At 58.9% G+C, this 15,508-nt stretch carries 15 protein-coding genes; 7 read left to right on the top strand and 8 right to left on the bottom strand.

Annotated elements, in window-relative coordinates:
• The first annotated feature begins 16 nt into the window (after nucleotides 1-16).
• The gene (gene serB, locus HNR62_RS07955) at nucleotides 17-994 is read left to right on the top strand and encodes a phosphoserine phosphatase SerB (protein ID WP_204795606.1); all 978 of its coding nucleotides are present in this window, start codon (nucleotides 17-19) and stop codon (nucleotides 992-994) included.
• On the opposite strand, the gene HNR62_RS07950 is transcribed toward serB, so the two are convergent.
• Entirely contained in the window at nucleotides 945-3,215 is a 2,271-nt protein-coding gene (locus HNR62_RS07950) for a PilZ domain-containing protein (RefSeq protein ID WP_204795550.1), read from the bottom strand. The genes serB and HNR62_RS07950 overlap by 50 nt on opposite strands.
• Nucleotides 3,216-3,286: 71 nt before the next feature.
• On the opposite strand from HNR62_RS07950, the gene radA reads away from it, so the two are divergent.
• Entirely contained in the window at nucleotides 3,287-4,660 is a 1,374-nt protein-coding gene (radA, locus tag HNR62_RS07945) for a DNA repair protein RadA (RefSeq protein ID WP_204795549.1), read from the top strand.
• Between the two features lie 66 nt (nucleotides 4,661-4,726).
• On the opposite strand, the gene rsd is transcribed toward radA, so the two are convergent.
• Nucleotides 4,727-5,200 carry a sigma D regulator gene (rsd, locus tag HNR62_RS07940; RefSeq protein WP_204795548.1) on the bottom strand — a complete coding sequence of 158 codons (474 nt, stop codon included), beginning with the start codon at nucleotides 5,198-5,200 and terminating at the stop codon, nucleotides 4,727-4,729.
• Nucleotides 5,201-5,419: 219 nt separating this feature from the next.
• Between rsd and hemE the strand changes: the two genes are divergently transcribed.
• Entirely contained in the window at nucleotides 5,420-6,487 is a 1,068-nt protein-coding gene (gene hemE / locus HNR62_RS07935; protein WP_204795547.1) for a uroporphyrinogen decarboxylase, read from the top strand.
• A gap of 72 nt (nucleotides 6,488-6,559) precedes the next feature.
• Here hemE and mepM read toward each other — a convergent pair whose 3' ends face one another.
• Both mepM and znuA read right to left on the bottom strand, forming a co-directional pair.
• Nucleotides 6,560-7,900 carry a murein DD-endopeptidase MepM gene (mepM, locus tag HNR62_RS07930; protein WP_204795546.1) on the bottom strand — a complete coding sequence of 447 codons (1,341 nt, stop codon included), beginning with the start codon at nucleotides 7,898-7,900 and terminating at the stop codon, nucleotides 6,560-6,562.
• A 195-nt stretch (nucleotides 7,901-8,095) separates the two neighbouring features.
• Nucleotides 8,096-9,094: a zinc ABC transporter substrate-binding protein ZnuA gene (gene znuA, locus HNR62_RS07925; protein ID WP_420827148.1), complete on the bottom strand. Its 999-nt coding sequence runs from the start codon at nucleotides 9,092-9,094 to the stop codon at nucleotides 8,096-8,098.
• 86 nt (nucleotides 9,095-9,180) lie between these two features.
• On the opposite strand from znuA, the gene znuC reads away from it, so the two are divergent.
• Together znuC and znuB are read left to right on the top strand one after the other, a co-directional pair.
• The gene (gene znuC, locus HNR62_RS07920) at nucleotides 9,181-9,918 is read left to right on the top strand and encodes a zinc ABC transporter ATP-binding protein ZnuC (RefSeq protein ID WP_204795545.1); all 738 of its coding nucleotides are present in this window, start codon (nucleotides 9,181-9,183) and stop codon (nucleotides 9,916-9,918) included.
• Nucleotides 9,908-10,696, top strand: a complete 789-nt coding sequence (znuB, locus tag HNR62_RS07915; RefSeq protein WP_204795544.1) for a zinc ABC transporter permease subunit ZnuB — start codon at nucleotides 9,908-9,910, stop codon at nucleotides 10,694-10,696. The genes znuC and znuB overlap by 11 nt, the downstream gene beginning before the upstream one ends.
• Before the next feature lie 126 nt (nucleotides 10,697-10,822).
• Here the strand turns inward: znuB and HNR62_RS07910 are convergent, their stop codons facing one another.
• A complete protein-coding gene (locus tag HNR62_RS07910) occupies nucleotides 10,823-11,416 on the bottom strand; it encodes a uracil-DNA glycosylase family protein (protein ID WP_204795543.1) in 594 nt (197 codons plus the stop codon).
• Nucleotides 11,416-12,360 carry a D-2-hydroxyacid dehydrogenase gene (locus HNR62_RS07905; RefSeq protein WP_204795542.1) on the bottom strand — a complete coding sequence of 315 codons (945 nt, stop codon included), beginning with the start codon at nucleotides 12,358-12,360 and terminating at the stop codon, nucleotides 11,416-11,418. Before HNR62_RS07905 ends, HNR62_RS07910 begins: the two co-directional genes overlap by 1 nt.
• Before the next feature lie 155 nt (nucleotides 12,361-12,515).
• Here HNR62_RS07905 and HNR62_RS07900 point away from each other — a divergent pair, with 155 nt between their 5' ends.
• On the top strand, nucleotides 12,516-13,097 hold the full coding sequence (locus HNR62_RS07900; RefSeq protein ID WP_204795541.1) for a DUF416 family protein: 582 nt from the start codon (nucleotides 12,516-12,518) through the stop codon (nucleotides 13,095-13,097).
• 88 nt (nucleotides 13,098-13,185) lie between these two features.
• Here the strand turns inward: HNR62_RS07900 and HNR62_RS07895 are convergent, their stop codons facing one another.
• Nucleotides 13,186-13,659 carry a MarR family winged helix-turn-helix transcriptional regulator gene (locus HNR62_RS07895; RefSeq protein WP_204795540.1) on the bottom strand — a complete coding sequence of 158 codons (474 nt, stop codon included), beginning with the start codon at nucleotides 13,657-13,659 and terminating at the stop codon, nucleotides 13,186-13,188.
• 155 nt (nucleotides 13,660-13,814) lie between these two features.
• On the opposite strand from HNR62_RS07895, the gene hutC reads away from it, so the two are divergent.
• Nucleotides 13,815-14,522 carry a histidine utilization repressor gene (gene hutC / locus HNR62_RS07890; protein WP_204795539.1) on the top strand — a complete coding sequence of 236 codons (708 nt, stop codon included), beginning with the start codon at nucleotides 13,815-13,817 and terminating at the stop codon, nucleotides 14,520-14,522.
• 172 nt (nucleotides 14,523-14,694) lie between these two features.
• Here the strand turns inward: hutC and HNR62_RS07885 are convergent, their stop codons facing one another.
• The gene (locus HNR62_RS07885) at nucleotides 14,695-15,231 is read right to left on the bottom strand and encodes a YaeQ family protein (RefSeq protein WP_204795538.1); all 537 of its coding nucleotides are present in this window, start codon (nucleotides 15,229-15,231) and stop codon (nucleotides 14,695-14,697) included.
• Nucleotides 15,232-15,508: the final 277 nt, after the last annotated feature.

The following is a 15,508-nucleotide window of genomic DNA, read 5'->3' as shown; positions in this document are numbered from 1 at the left end:
GGAATAGCGAGTGGCACTGTTAATGGATGTTTTACCCGAGAGGGTCCGTGACTGGACCGATATGCTGTCTTGCGGCAGCCGGCTGTGGCAGCCGGGTCACCTGACGCCGGGGCAGCTGGCCGCGCCTGCCGGGCATCTGATACTGCTGGCGGAGCAGTTGCATAAATCCGCGTTGCAATCCAGCCTGCAGATACTGGATGAGGCCGGTGTGCAGGTGGAAGTCTCCGGGGTAAAACGCGTGGCCGAGCGGGATCTGTTGAGCCTGCGTCTGTCTAGCTGGTCGCCGGCGCTCAAGGCCCGTCTGCAGGCGGCGGCCGATGGCTGGGATCTTGCCTGTGTGCCCGCTTTGCCCCTGGCGGACAAACCGGGTCTGGTACTGATGGACATGGACTCGACGGCCATTCAGATTGAGTGCATCGACGAAATCGCCCTCTTGGCCGGGGTAGGAGAAGAAGTGGCTGCCGTTACCCGGGCGGCGATGGAAGGTGCGCTGCCGTTTTCCGAAAGCCTGCGCCGTCGCGTCAGGGCGCTGACCGGTGCCGATGCCGCCATTATCGAGCAGGTGATAGCGCGTATGCCGTTGATGCCGGGGCTGATTATCCTGGTCGAAGGCTTGAAAGCCATGGGCTGGAAAGTGGCGCTGGCTTCCGGTGGTTTTACGCCCTTTACCGGCCATCTGCGTCAGACCCTGGGGCTGGATGCGGACTTTGCCAATACCCTGGAAATCCGGGACGGCCGCTTTACCGGTGAAGTGCTGGGCGACATCGTCGATGCCGAGGCCAAGGCCCGCATTCTGGTCGAACTGGCCGAACGTTACGATATTCCGCTCAGCCAGACGGTGGCCATCGGCGATGGCGCCAATGATCTGCTGATGCTGGCGCAGGCCGGGCTGGGGGTCGCCTTGCACGCCAAGCCGCTGGTGCAGGAACAGGCGCCGGTGTGCCTTAACCGGCTGAGTCTGGAAGGGGTGCTGGCGTTACTGCAGGCGCGGTGAGTGTTTGCCGCCATCTGACCATATCGGTGATGTCGAATACCTGGCACATGGCGGCCAGTTCCACCAGTTGTTGTTCCAGAAGTTGGGTCTTATACAGCGACGTCTTGGTCAGCCTGTCTCGTTCAGGTACTACATAATCCAGCTGGCGCAGTTGCAGGCGGTTAACCACCAGCAGGCTGACCCTGAGTGCTCTGGTCTGGCGTGAGTCCATTAAAACATGACGTCTGGCGGGAGTGGGGTTCACCTGCAGCCATTCTTTGCCGCTCTTGTCGGCTGCGGTCCAGATTTCGAGGCACAGGTGCTGCTTGCCATCGGGCCGTAGCAGCTGGGTGATGATCGACTGCAATAGCTGGCGGGAGACCAGTCGGCTGAAATGGGCCTGCTTATCTTCGTCGGACAAAAAGCTCATCAACTCATGTTGTGGCTGGCAGGCAATGGCGCCCTGCACATAGAAACCTTCGTCGTTGCGCCCCAGCATGAAGGTGGGTGCCGGTGGCTGTTGTTGGGCCTGGCGGCACAGCCAGTTTATCCAAGAGGGAGTATGATCGGTTTCCGGGCGGACACGCAGCTTGTCCTGATTTTGCTCGAGAAGGGCTGTAACAAACTGAAAGCCCACATGAGTCTCTTTTGCTCCTTCGATGTGCAGGTGCAATACCTTGCCGCCGCCACTCTGGTTCAATACCCGATAGGGCAGGTTTTTCAGCTTCCATTTGCGGCTGCGTTGACCGAGTTCGACCAGGTTAACCTGAACCAGGCAGGGAACCTCGAGCCGTATCGGCTGCGACAGGGAGACTTTCATGCCGCTGCAGGATAGATCCTGTATCTGGCCGGCAAGGTGCTGACCGCCAAGGGTTAACTCTACCGCGCTCTGAAATTTAAAGCGGGTTTCCTGTCGTTTTGATGATTGCCGTCCGAGTGGCGTAATGGTGATAAGACGTTGTCGGATCGGACGAATAAAGGGCGACAGCTGCTGAATCTGGATCTCGGTGGCGATCGAGGTTATCGGTATCGGCAGCGGGGTCAGCCAAAGCTGCCATTTCAGCTGTTTCAAGGTACGAACGCCCAGAAGATCCAGTGTATCTCTGGCTTGCCCGGCCAAATTCAGCGGCCGGATACTCAGGTAATAGCAGTGCAGGCTGCCGGATCTCAGTCCTTCGTTGATAAAGGTGGCATAAGCCTGGCGCTGCTCCAGTTCATGCTGGCCGGCCACAAAATGGAACATCTGGCTTTGCCCCTTGTGCCTGAAGCTGTACAACAGATGCGGCTGTTGTGGCTGACGGCCGAGACTCAATACCCGCTCCGGGGGCAACAGGGTACCCATCAGATCGCCGGGGGTATCCTGCTGCCAGTGGCTCAGAATCTGGCCGCCGTGACGGTTGGCCAGTATGTTCTGCAGCTCACCCTGCACATCAAAAAACAACGACAGGCCAAGGCCATTTTCCAGCAGAACCTGGCCCCAGCACTGGGACTGAACGGCACTGTACAGATCTTCGGCATCCAGACCGTAGCGGGGGCGTTTTTGCTCGATAAACAGAGTCAGTGCCTGTTGCCAATCGGGGTCTTCATCCTGCCGCTGCATCTTGAGGCGCTCCGGCTCGTCCGGGCTCTGATACAGACGATAACGGCGCGGCGTGGCGAGACAGGCGAGTCCCGGCAGTTTTGCCAGCTCGGGGAAGGATACCCGCAGCTGCTCCGGCAGCTGGCGGGAAATCGACAATTGTACCAGCAGTCCGGCCGCCGAAATATCCAGGCTGTTACCCCGTATCCGTTCGTCTCCCAGATGCAGCCAGACCGGCGTCACGAAACGCAGACGGCTTTCTTTACGTCGGATACCCTGTGCAGGCTGACGCCAGGGTGTGGCATTGAACGGGAGGGGCCGCTGGCGCAAGGCCTCGAGTTCGGCGAGCAGCGTTTCGTACAGACCGCGGGTATAGTCGCCGTTAAAATCCTGGAGCAAGGTCATGAAGCGCTGTTCAAACGGCTCCGGCAGCATATGATCCAGGCCCTGGTGGCGTACCAGCCGGCATTGGTCCGGAAACAGGTTGCGTAAATCCAGCACCCGCAGACAGGGGCTGGTGAGACGGCGCACTTCGGCCTGCAATTTGAAGCGGGTACCGGGGGCGGCTTCTGGCAACAGGGTATCCAGCAGCCCATCGAGTTCATGATGGTAACTGAGGGGAACCAGTTTATCGAGTAGGGCTTTGTAGCGGCTGAGATCCATCCTGGCCTGGGGTTGAGTGTATGAAAAACTTGGGCCAGTATAGCAGCTCGTTAATCAATGAGTGAGTATGTATGGCCAAGCCCAAAACGGCGTTTGTCTGCGGCGAATGTGGTGCCGAATTTCCACGCTGGCAGGGGCAGTGTTCCGAGTGCAAGGAGTGGAATACCGTTACCGAGATTCGGCTGGCGCCGGCCACCGCGACGACCGTCAGCCGTAACAGCCGGTTTGTGGGTTATGCGGGCACTCAGGACAACAAGGTACAAACGCTGGACGAAGTGGCATTAACCGAGTTGCCGCGTATCAACAGTGGATTTAATGAGCTGGATCGCGTGTTGGGCGGCGGTATGGTCGCCGGTTCGGCCATTTTAATCGGCGGTAGCCCCGGGGCGGGCAAGAGTACGCTGTTGCTGCAGGTGATGTGCGGCTTGGCCCGTCGCATGAAAACCCTCTATGTCACCGGTGAAGAATCCCTGCAACAGGTGGCGATGCGGGCTCAGCGCCTGGGCTTGCCCCGGGATCAGCTACGTATGCTGTCTGAAACCAGCGTCGAGCAAATTTGTCATGTGGCACGGGAAGAAAAGCCCGCCGTGGTGGTGATCGACTCCATTCAGGTCATGCATGTGGCCGACGTTCAGTCGGCTCCCGGTTCCGTGAGTCAGGTACGAGAGGCGGCGGCGCAATTAACGCGTTTTGCCAAGCAGCAAGGGGTGATCATGCTGCTGGTCGGGCATGTGACCAAAGACGGTGCCCTGGCCGGGCCCAAGGTACTGGAACACTGCATCGATTGTTCCATTATGCTCGATGGCGCCAGTGACAGCCGTTTTCGTATGTTGCGCAGTCACAAGAACCGCTTCGGTGCGGTTAACGAGCTGGGGGTCTTTGCCATGACCGAAACCGGCCTTAAAGAAGTGAGCAACCCTTCGGCCATCTTCCTGAGCCGGGGGGAAGAACAGACCACGGGCTCTGTGGTGATGATCATCTGGGAAGGGACCCGTCCCTTGCTGGTTGAGCTGCAGGCCCTGGTGGATTATTCCCAGCTGGGTAATCCGCGACGGGTCACCGTGGGGCTGGAGCAGAACAGGCTGTCGATGTTGCTGGCGGTATTACATCGCCATGGCGGCTTGCAGATGGCGGATCAGGATGTATTTGTCAACGTGGTGGGCGGGGTGAGAGTAGAAGATACCAGTGCCGATTTGGCCTTGTTACTGGCGTTGGTATCGAGTTTTCGTGACAAGCCGTTACCGCAAGAGCTGGTGGTGTTCGGCGAAGTGGGCCTGTCGGGAGAAATCCGCCCGGTGCCGTCGGGTCAGGAGCGACTGATGGAAGCGGCCAAGCACGGCTTTACCCGCGCCATAGTCCCCTGGGCGAACAGACCCAAGCAGGCACCTGCCGGCATGGAAGTGATCGCCGTCAAGAAGCTGGACGAGGCGCTCGAAGCGTTATAACCCGGCGCGAGTCGGGCTCTTGCTCCCGCCTTGAGCCCGTCTGCGTTCAGCCATTATCGGCTTCTGTCAGGCGAGCTCACCGGTATCCAGATGGTTCACCAGCGAGATGGCCGACACCAGCCGGTCTTCCAGTTCAAACCGCTCTTCGAGCATTTCGCCAAGCCGGCCGAGATCCTGGTCCAGCTCCAGTTCCAGCAGGGTGTCTTCATCGACCTGAGCGTACTTGTCATGGAAATTCAGCGCCTCGCCGGCGCTTTGCTTGAGGCGCGGATAGATGCGTTCGGCCAGCGTCCGTGCGTTGCCCCGGGATGCCTCGTAGGCGGCCATGACATAATCGTAGATCTCGAAATGACCGGCGCAGACATAGTCGACCAGCTGACCACAGAATTCGGACAGCTCTTCCGGTGTTGGCTGGGTTTTCTGGTTGGTGGACAGACGGATGTATTCGACCAGCAGGCTTTGGCGGGCATTGATAAAGGCATCCAGGGCCTGATGCTTGCCGGCCAGTTGCTTTTTGGTTTGTTCCATTTTCCTGAGCATGATTCCCTCCTTGGGCGACCTGAACAGGTGGCAGGCCCCCATCATTAAAGTAAAGAGTAGTCCGGGTCAATAGCATTGCTCATAAGTTGTGCCTTTGTGCACCCTTTCCGGCACGGGTTTGACCGACCCACGCCGTTTGCCGATTCCGCCATCTGGATGTTACTTCCGGCATCTAATGTTACAATGCGGGCAATTTGCCACCTGATCTGGAACGACGGGATGAAACCACTCAAGAATGATAGTTACTTACGTGCCCTTTTACGCCAGCCGGTAGACTATACCCCGGTATGGATGATGCGCCAGGCGGGCCGCTATCTGCCCGAGTACAAGGCAACCCGGGCCGAAGCCGGTGATTTTATGTCACTGTGCAAAAATGCAGAGCTGGCCTGTGAAGTGACGCTGCAGCCGCTGCGTCGTTTCCCGCTCGATGCGGCCATCCTGTTTTCCGATATTCTGACCATTCCCGATGCCATGGGACTGGGGCTCTACTTCGAAACCGGAGAGGGTCCCAAGTTCGAGCGGCCGATTGCCTCCATGGCCGATGTGCAGAAAATCGCCATTCCGGATCCGGAAGACGAGCTGGGCTATGTGATGAATGCGGTACGCACCATTCGTCGCGAGCTGCAGGGTGAAGTGCCGCTGATCGGCTTTTCCGGCAGCCCCTGGACCCTGGCTACCTATATGGTGGAAGGCGGCAGCTCCAAGGCCTTCACCAAGATCAAGAAGATGATGTATGCCGATCCTCAGGCCCTGCATCTGCTGCTCGACAAGCTGGCCGACAGCGTAACCAGCTATCTCAACGCCCAGGTGGCGGCCGGTGCCCAGTCACTGATGATTTTCGATACCTGGGGTGGCGTGCTGACCCCGCGCGACTACAACGACTTCTCGCTGCAGTACATGGCCAGAATCGTCGATGGCCTGACCCGCGAAAATGAAGGTCGCCGGGTGCCGGTGACCCTGTTTACCAAAAACGGTGGCCAGTGGCTGGAAGCGATTGCCGCCACCGGCTGTGATGCGGTGGGCCTGGACTGGACCATCAACATTGCCGACGCCAAGCGTCGCGTCGGCGACAAGGTGGCCCTGCAGGGCAACATGGATCCGTCCATGCTCTATGCGCCCATTCCCCGTATCGAGCAGGAAGTGGCGACCATTCTGGAAGGTTTTGGCGACGGCCCCGGCCATGTGTTCAACCTGGGCCATGGCATTCATCTGGATGTGGATCCGGAACACGCCGGTGCCTTTATCGAGTCGGTACATCGCCTGTCACGGCCCTACCACGCCAAATAACCGATCGTGATTACGCCGTAATAAAAAAAGCGCCGTCAGGCGCTTTTTGTATTTATGGGAGAAGTCTGGTTGTTAACCGTCCAGCTCCTGCCGGTATTTTTCCACGGTGGCAAGGAAGGTACGCTTCTCGGTACCACCCAGACCATCGGCCATCGGCAACTTGACCTGCATGGCGTCCACCGCCCTGTTGTTGACGTGGAACTCGTAGTGCAGATGCGGCCCGGTAGAGCGGCCCGTGTTGCCGGACAGCGCAATACGCTGGCCCCGACGCACCGTATCACCCGGTTTGACCAGGAACTTGCTGAGGTGCAGGAAGCGGGTGGTGTACTGGCGACCATGACGGAGCACCAGGTAGTTGCCGGCCAGGCGATGGCGCACGGCCTTGACCACCACGCCGTCACCTGGGGCCAGCACAGGGGTACCGACAGGAACGGCAAAGTCGGTGCCCTTGTGGGGCTGAACCCGGCCGGTAACGGGGTGTTTGCGGTTCAGGTTGAAGTTGGAACTGAGCCGGGCACGACGTTCCAGCGGAATGCGAATAAAGCCCCGCTCCAGGCTTTCACCCTTCGCATCGTAAAATTTGCCGTCTTCATGACGAAAGGCGTAGAAGGTGCGGCCCTTGTTGGTCATTTCCACCGCCTGCAGTTCGGACTTGCCGGTGCTCTGGCCTTCGACGAACTCACGCTGTACCAGCACCTTGAAGCGGTCGCCCTGACGCAAATCCCGGGCAAAATCGAGCTGCCACTGAAACAGGTTGGCAACCCGCTGGATCTGAGTGGCGGAAAGGCCGGCATCCCGGGCGCTGATATAGAAACTGCCGTTGATCACTCCGCTCAGGGCCCGGGTTTCCCAGTTGCTTTCCTCTGTTCTGAGGCGGCTTTGATAGCCGTCGCCGTCGCGGGTAAAGATGCGGGTATGCAGCAAATCCCGCTTGATCTTGAATTCCTGCAGCAGGTTGTCCTGATCGATCAGCAACGACAGGGTCTGACCCGGCCTGAGGCCGTGCAGTACCTTGCCCTGGTCGGCTTCCAGTAGCCGGTACATGGTGGCGAGCGGCAGCCCCAGACCGTTGAAAATGGTGCTCAGGGTATCGCCGTTTTGCACCACGTATTCCTGCCATTCGGGCTCGGTGGCGGCAATTTCATCCAGGGCGTCGACCGGCTCTATTTCATCGCTGGGCAGGGTGTAGAATTCGGTGTTGTCGACCTGCTCTTTGGCGGCTTTTTGCGGCAGGTTCAGGCTGGCTGGAATGGTGATTTTTATCGGTTGCGTGGCCAGGTCGCCGGGCGAGGGGAGCAGCACCGTGGTCGTCAGCGTCAGGCCGCCGAGCAGGATAATGCCATACAGGTGTCGCTTGGGTAATGGCGCCGGCATACCTTTCAGTTTTGATTGTATTGGGCGGAGAGGATTCATCCGGATTACCTGTGCCTGTGGGTTGCTGAATCATGAATGATGAATGCAAAAACCGCTTTATCTATCCAGGCATAGATCCAAAGATAATAAAGCGGTTAAGGTTTATTACTATAATGGTCCGTCGTCCGGACCACCGTGATTAGTGCATGCTGCAATTATAAAGTTCCGTATAGTACCGGATTTTTTTTCAAGTTTTTAGCGTTCATTGAGCAGGCAGCCGGCCATGGCGTCCGCCAGCTGGTGCATAAAGGCAAAGTAGCCTCGGGGGCCTACTTCAATATCGGCCCCCAAAGGGTCCAGTATGCCGATGCGCGCCTGGGTGTTACGCACCACGGCCTCTACTACGGCGGGCCTGAACTGGGGTTCGGCAAAGACGCACTGTGCCTGGGATTGCTTCAGTGCCTGATGGATACGTGACACGGTTCTGGCCCCGGGAGAGCGTTCCGGGTTGACGGTAAAATATCCGAGAGACGGTAACTGGTAATGATCTTCCCAGTAGCCGTAGGCATCGTGGAACACGAAGTAACCGATGCCGGCGGTCGGGGCCAGACGTTCGGCCACCTGTTGGTCGGCCTCGGTCAAGCCTGCCCGAAAGGCGGTCAGATTGCGCTGATATCGTTCACTATTGTCCGGATCCAGCCGACTCAGGCGCTCGGCCAGCAGGCTGGCAATTTTTTCTGCGTGATGGGGATCCAGCCAGATGTGGGTATCCTGCTCTCCATGACGATGATCGTGTCCGTCATCCTCGCTTCCGACGGTGATTTTATCGGAATCATGTTCGTCATGGTGGGGATACGGGTGAGCATCATGGTCTGCATGGTCCGCATGGTCTGCATGGTCTGCATGGTCTGCATGGTGTTCGTGGCCTTCGATATCGAGCTGCGCCAGCAATGCCAGGCTGTTGGGTTGCTTGTCGAGCAGCGAGGTCAGAAAGCCTTCCAGCTCGGGGCCTACCCAGAGCACCAGATCCGCATTATTTATCCGACGTACATCCGACGGGCGCAGGGCATAGTCGTGGGGTGATGTCCCCGGCGCCAGCAACAACCCGGGAGCCTCGCCGCCTTCGGTAATGGCACTGGCAATCAGTTGCAGTGGCTTGATGGTGGTCAGTACTTCCAGCGCGCGGGCCTGGCCGCTCAGCAGCAGAGACATCGTCAGCAGCAGGGGCAGGGGCAGCAAAAACAGGGCTCTCATGATGGGGGTCGTCCGGATTGGTGATAGAGTTCGGTAAGCAGGCAATGTTATAATATTACAAATTGAGATGTAAAGGCGTAAAGCGAATGACCAAGCTGGTTGAACTGACCGACGTCGGACTGGAAATTGGGGGCAATGTCATTCTCGAACGAATTTCACTGACCCTGCACAGCGGCGAAATACTGACCGTAGTCGGGCCGAACGGGGCCGGCAAGAGCTCGCTGATGAAACTGGTGTTGCGCCTGAACGAGGGCAATACCGGTCGGTTGTGGCGCAAGCCGGGGCTGCGCATCGGCTATGTGCCGCAGAAGTTGCATCTGGATCCGGTGCTGCCGCTGACGGTAGCCCGTTTCATGAGCCTGTCTCATGGTCGCCGGCTGACGGTGGCCCAGGCGCTGGCCAGGGTGGGTGCCGAACGGCTGGCGGACCGGGCCATGCAGGCGTTGTCCGGTGGTGAAATGCAGCGCATCCTGCTGGCGCGGGCCCTGATGATGGCGCCGGAATTACTGATTCTGGACGAACCCGCCCAGGGCGTGGACGTGCACGGACAGACCGAACTCTACACCCTGATCAAGCAGCTCAGCGACGAATTGCAGTGCGGCGTACTGATGGTGTCTCACGATCTGCACCTGGTGATGGCCAGCACCCACAGGGTGATTTGCCTGAATCAGCATATCTGTTGTCATGGCGAGCCGGAGCAGGTGGCGCGCCATCCGGAGTTTGCCCGTCTGTTCGGCCGCCCCGAACTGGCTCAGCTGGCGGTGTACACCCACCACCATGATTGTGACGACGACCACCACGGAGACGTACGCCATGTGGGATAGTTTTCTGCTTTATGCCCTGCTGGCCGGCCTGGGGATCGCCCTGCTGGCGGGCCCGCTCGGCAGCTTTGTGGTCTGGCGACGCATGGCCTATTTCGGCGATACCCTGGCCCATTCTTCCCTGCTGGGGGTGGCGCTCGGTCTCTTGCTGCAGATCGATCTGACGCTGGCGGTGCTGGTGGCCTGTTTATGCCTCGGTATCCTGCTGGCGGCACTGCAACGCGCCAGCTGGCTGGCAACCGACACCCTGCTCGGCATTCTGGCTCATACTTCCCTGTCGCTGGGGCTGGTGGCGCTGGCCTTTATGGAAAATGTCCGCGTCGATCTCATGGCCTATCTGTTCGGCGATCTACTGGCGATCCAGCTGGCGGACCTGTACTGGATTTACGGTGGCGGCCTGGCACTGTTGTTGATCCTGCGTCACTACTGGAGTCAGTTGCTGTCCATTACCGTCAGCGAAGAGCTGGCGCGGGTGGAGGGAATACGGGTAGAGCCGTTGAAACTGCTGTTGCTGATGATGATAAGCGTGCTGATCGCGGTGGCGATGAAGTTTGTGGGGGCCCTGATCATCACGTCGTTGCTGATCATCCCCGCCGCCACCGCCCGGCGCTTCAGTCATACGCCGGAGCAAATGGCCCTGTATGCCAGCGGCCTGGGCATGATTGCCGTGGTCGGCGGCCTGCAATTATCGATCAGCCAGGATACCCCCGCCGGCCCTTCGGTGGTGGTGGTGGCCGCCACCTTGTTCCTGCTGTCGCAACTGGTGCCGAAACGGGGTTAATAAAATAGCTGCCAGCGATAAGCTTTAAGCTGTCAGAAAAACACAGGACGTAGGTTGGGACGAAGTATGAGTCCCAACTTCTTTCCGGCGGCATGAATATTGGGATTCGCTGCGCTCATCGCCAACCTATTTCTGTGTATTCCCCAGCACTTCATGTACCCGCGCCCGCAATGCAGGCAGTTCTTCCTGTTCGAACCAGGGGTTCTGGCTCAGCCAGCGCCGGTTGCGTGGCGAAGGATGGGGCAGGGGCAGCCGGTCGGGCGCAAAATCCCGCCAGTGGCGAACCGTATCGGTGAGGGTGCGATATTGCCTGCCCAGGTAATAACGCTGGGCATACTGGCCTATCAACAGGGTGAGTCGAATGTGGGGCAGGGCGGCCAGCAGTGGCTCATGCCAGGCGGGGGCGCACTCGGGGCGGGGCGGCAGGTCGCCGCTCTTGCCCCGGCCCGGGTAGCAGAACCCCATGGGCATGATGGCGATGATATCGGGGTCGTAAAACTGCTCCCGGCTCAACTGCAGCCAGCGGCGCAGGGTGTCGCCGCTGGGGTCGTTCCAGGGAATGCCGGTTTCATGAACACGCAGGCCCGGCGCCTGACCGATGATCATGATGCGGGCTTGTGGCGCCATTTGTACCACAGGACGAGGCCCCAGCGGCAACTGGGCTTCACAAATCCGGCAGGCCCGAACCCGCCGCAGCAGTCGTTCGAATTCGGCGTCCATCAGTATCCCAGATTGAAATTCACCAGCCCTTCCATCGGCTTGCCTTCTATGTATTTCAGGTAGTTGCGACTGAAGCGGGTGACAATCTGATCCGGAAAGCTGTAGCCGGCGTTGTGAGGGGTGATAACCACGTTGGGCATGTCCCATAAGGGACTTCCGGCCGGCAGTGGCTCGGTGGCAAACACGTCCAGCACAGCGGCACCGAGATTGCCGTGGCGCAGGGCCTCGATTAACGCACTTTCATCTGCCACATCGCCCCGGCCCACGTTGAAGAAGAGGGCGCCGGGTTTGAAGCAGTCCATGCGTTCCTTGTTGAACAGGCCACGGGTCTGGGGCGTGGAGGGCAGTACGCTCACCACCACATCGGCTCTGGGCAGCACCTTGTTCAAGGCGGGCAGCTGATAGGTATGATCGAAGCCGGGCGCTTCGCGCCCGGAACGACTGATGCCCAGCACGGTCAGCCCGAAGTGAGCCGCGGTGTGGGCCACATGCTGGGCTATGCTGCCGGTCCCCATGATCAGCATCGTCTTGCCGCGAATGCTGTGATAGGGCAGGGGTTGCCAGTGGTGCAACCGCTGCTGTTCCCGGTAATGGCGCAGATGTCGGGTCAGCGACAGCAGATGAGCAAAGACATATTCACTGATCAGGGGGCCGAAGATGCCTCTGATATTGGTCAGCTGGTAATTCCGGCGGCAGTTGGACTCGAGCAGAAGCTCGACCCCGGCGTAGGTGGACTGGGCCCACTTGAGCGCGTGTGCATCCTCGAGGCGCTCGCGAAGGCGGGCCGGCTCGCCCAGAAGAATGTCGGCTCTGGCCAGCGCCGCCTGGATATCCGCTTCCCGCTCGGGAGCCAGAATGGTCAGACCGGGCAGGTAGGCCTGCTGCAACAGCGCCTGATATTCGGCGTTATCCTGACTGAGCAGTAACAGGGTATGATTGGCCATACCTTCTCTCCTCAACGTGCTTTTTGTACCTGTGTTTTATGAGACAATGGCACAAGCATAAACTTATACCAGTGTTTCCCGCATAAAATGTGAGCCTTGGCCGCAAACGGCGATACTGGCCACAAGGCGGCAGCCCCAACAATAAGGAAATATCCGTGTTCGGTGATAAATTTTATAAAAAAATCAACAAGCTGGCTCCATGGCAGCAAACGGTGTTTGCATTGGCGCTGGCCGAGCGGATGTATCCCAATTACCGACTGTTCAGCGATACGTCCGGGTTTGGTAACGGAGAGCGTCTGCGCTCGACGCTGAACACCCTCTGGACCTATCTGACCGTCAAGGGATCCAAGGTGGATTTGACGGCCGAGCTTGAATCATTCGAAGCCTTTATTCCCGATCCTTCCCGTTTTGAACATTACGGCGCCTACCCGGCACTGGATGCCTGCGTCGCCCTGGGAGCCGCCTACAACTCGGTGATTTGTCGTATCGGTGAAGAAGCCATCGAAGCCAGCAACGCCTCGCTCGGTACCGTGGCCGGTTTTGCCGAACTGCTGGCGGAACGGGAGCTGAGTGAAGAAGAGCTGTACGAAAACGATCTGATGATGACAGAGATGGAGTTTCAGGTTGAGCTGCTGGAGCGAGTGGGCCAGCCGAGAGAGGCCGCTACCATTCTGGCCATTCGCGACTTCGCCGCCCAGGACGGGGTGTCGAATATCGGCATCAGCCTGGAAGAATAATTGGCAGTGTGAGGCGTGAGGATAAGATCGTGAAGGGTGAATAGTAAGGCGTGAGGGGGAGAGGTTCACTCCTCACCCCTCACGTCTCTCACTCGTGCAGCAGGCTGCCGACCTGCAGCAGGGGGGCCACATCCAGATCGTCGGCGTTCATCATCGACGAAATCCGCTGTACCGAAGACAGTAGCAGGTTCTGCTCCCAGGCTTCCAGTGACTGAAAACGCTGGATGAAGCTTTCCTGCAAGGGTCTCGGTGCCGTCTTGAGCTTGGTTTTTCCATCTTCGGTCAGTACCGCGTGCACCTTGCGCTTGTCGGTCTGACTGCGTTCCCGCCGTACCAGCTGTTTCTGCTCCAGCCGGTCGATAATGGTGGTGGCGGTGGCCTGGCTCATGTGCGTGGCCTGGGCCAGCTTGCGCATGGTGATGTCGCCATGGGTGCTGATGGCCTGCAACAACAACAGCTGAGGGCCGGTCAGGCCGGAGGCTTTGCTGAGCTGACGGGAGTGAAGGTCGATGGCACGGATGATCTGGCGCAGCGCCACCAGCACTTCTTCATGTTTTTCCAAGGTATTCCTGCCGATGGCTGACTGAATTTGCGCGCACCATAGCGTAAATCGGCGTCTGTTTAAAGTCTCGGTGGGATCCGGTTCATGGTTTGACGCGGCTGGTATGTGACAGCCTGTCGGTTGTATGTACAATCGAGATTGTTACAGGAGGCCACGTGACCCAATCCATTCCCCTTTATCAGCAGATCAAACAGCATATCCTGGTTCGAATCGAGTCTGGGGAGTATCCGCTGCATCAGCAGATACCGCCCGAACAGGAACTGGCCGGGCAATTCAAGGTCAGCCGGATGACGGCCCACAAGGCGATTCGGGATCTGGTGCAGGAAGGTTACCTGATGCGTCGGGCCGGGCTGGGTACCTTCGTGATCGAGCCCAAGGCCGAATCACCGCTGGCGGATGTCAGCAATATTGCCGACGAGGTGCGCGCACGCGGCCACCAGTACAGCAACAGCGTCATCGTGCTGGAAGCGAGCCGTGCCAATGAAGAAGTGGCCCTGCACATGGGCATGCGACTCAACGCCCGGGTGTTTCATTCGGTGATAGTGCATCGGGAAAACAAGGTACCGATACAGGTGGAAGATCGCTTTGTGCATCCGGCGCTGGCCCCCGGTTATCTGGAGTGCGATTTCAGCCGGCAAACCCCCAACGCCTATCTGGTGGAACATTGCCCGCTGTCGGATCTGGAACACATAGTTGAGGCCCGAATAGCGCCCGATGAGGTTCGTGACTGGCTGCAGATATCGTCCGACTCCCCCTGCCTGCTGGTGACCCGTCGCACCTGGTCACTGCATCAGCTGGTCAGCTTTGCCCGGCTCTGGCATCCGGGCGACAAATACAAGCTGCGCTCTACCCTGAAACTGTAGGTGCCGGGAGAGGGGGCGGAAAAAGCGCACTCCCAATCTCTTGGGCCGCAGCGTAGGTTGGTAATGAGCGTAGCGAATTCCAACAAGCCGCCGGCGGCTTCATGTCGGGGTTCGCTTCGCTCATCCCAACCGACCATCTAATCCCAGGTCCCCATTCCCGAATCCCCGCATTTTACCGCCACTGGTCCAGCTGCAAATCCAGGCTGTGTTCACCATCGGTGAGCTGAACTTCACTTTCCTGCAGGGTGGCAAACAGGTCGATGCTGCGCTGGCACAACCCGGCCAGTTGGGCCGGTTGCGGGTCGGCCAGGTGATAAATCTGCAGCCGCGGCAACTGGCCCAGCTCGGTCTGATGCTTGTTCCACCACTCCTGGGCGCTGCGTCCGCCGTAGCTGTACACCACCACCTGTTCGGCCCGGGACAGGGCCTGTTTGATGCGCTTGACGCTGGGCTCTCCCAGCTCCACCCACAGCAGAATGCGGCCATCCGGCGACTTCTGCCACAGCTCCGGCTCGTCGTCGGTGCTCAGGCCCTTGGTAAAGCTCAGGTCTTCATCGGCGTGGCGCATAAAGGCCAGCAGGCGCACCATCAGCCGGGTGTCGGTTTCGGAAGGATGCTGAGCCACGGTCAGGCTGTGCTCTTGATAGTAATGTCGGTGCAAGTCGCTGATATTCATGCGGACTTTATGCAGGGTGGCGGTCAGGGCCATGAGATCGTCCCGTGTAAAAGGCGACATCTTAACGGTAAGCCGCAGCCGGAGCCAGCCCGGCGCGCCTCAGCGGTCGGTGAGGCGACGTTTAATCCTCACTCCGAGAGTGTAAACACCGACCGGGCCCGGTGCGCCGGCATGCCGTCATTCATGAGCACTCCTTGTCACCGTCTGTAGCGCTCCTTGTCACTGTCTGCAGTAAATGGAAATGGATTAAAAATATGTAATGTATATACAAAACAAAATAAAGTTAATGGTGTGTATATTTCTGGTGTGA

Origin of the sequence: Oceanisphaera litoralis, from assembly GCF_016907015.1 — a bacterium.
In the GTDB taxonomy this organism is placed as follows: domain Bacteria; phylum Pseudomonadota; class Gammaproteobacteria; order Enterobacterales; family Aeromonadaceae; genus Oceanimonas; species Oceanimonas litoralis.
This window is presented reverse-complemented; position numbering and strand designations above follow the sequence as displayed.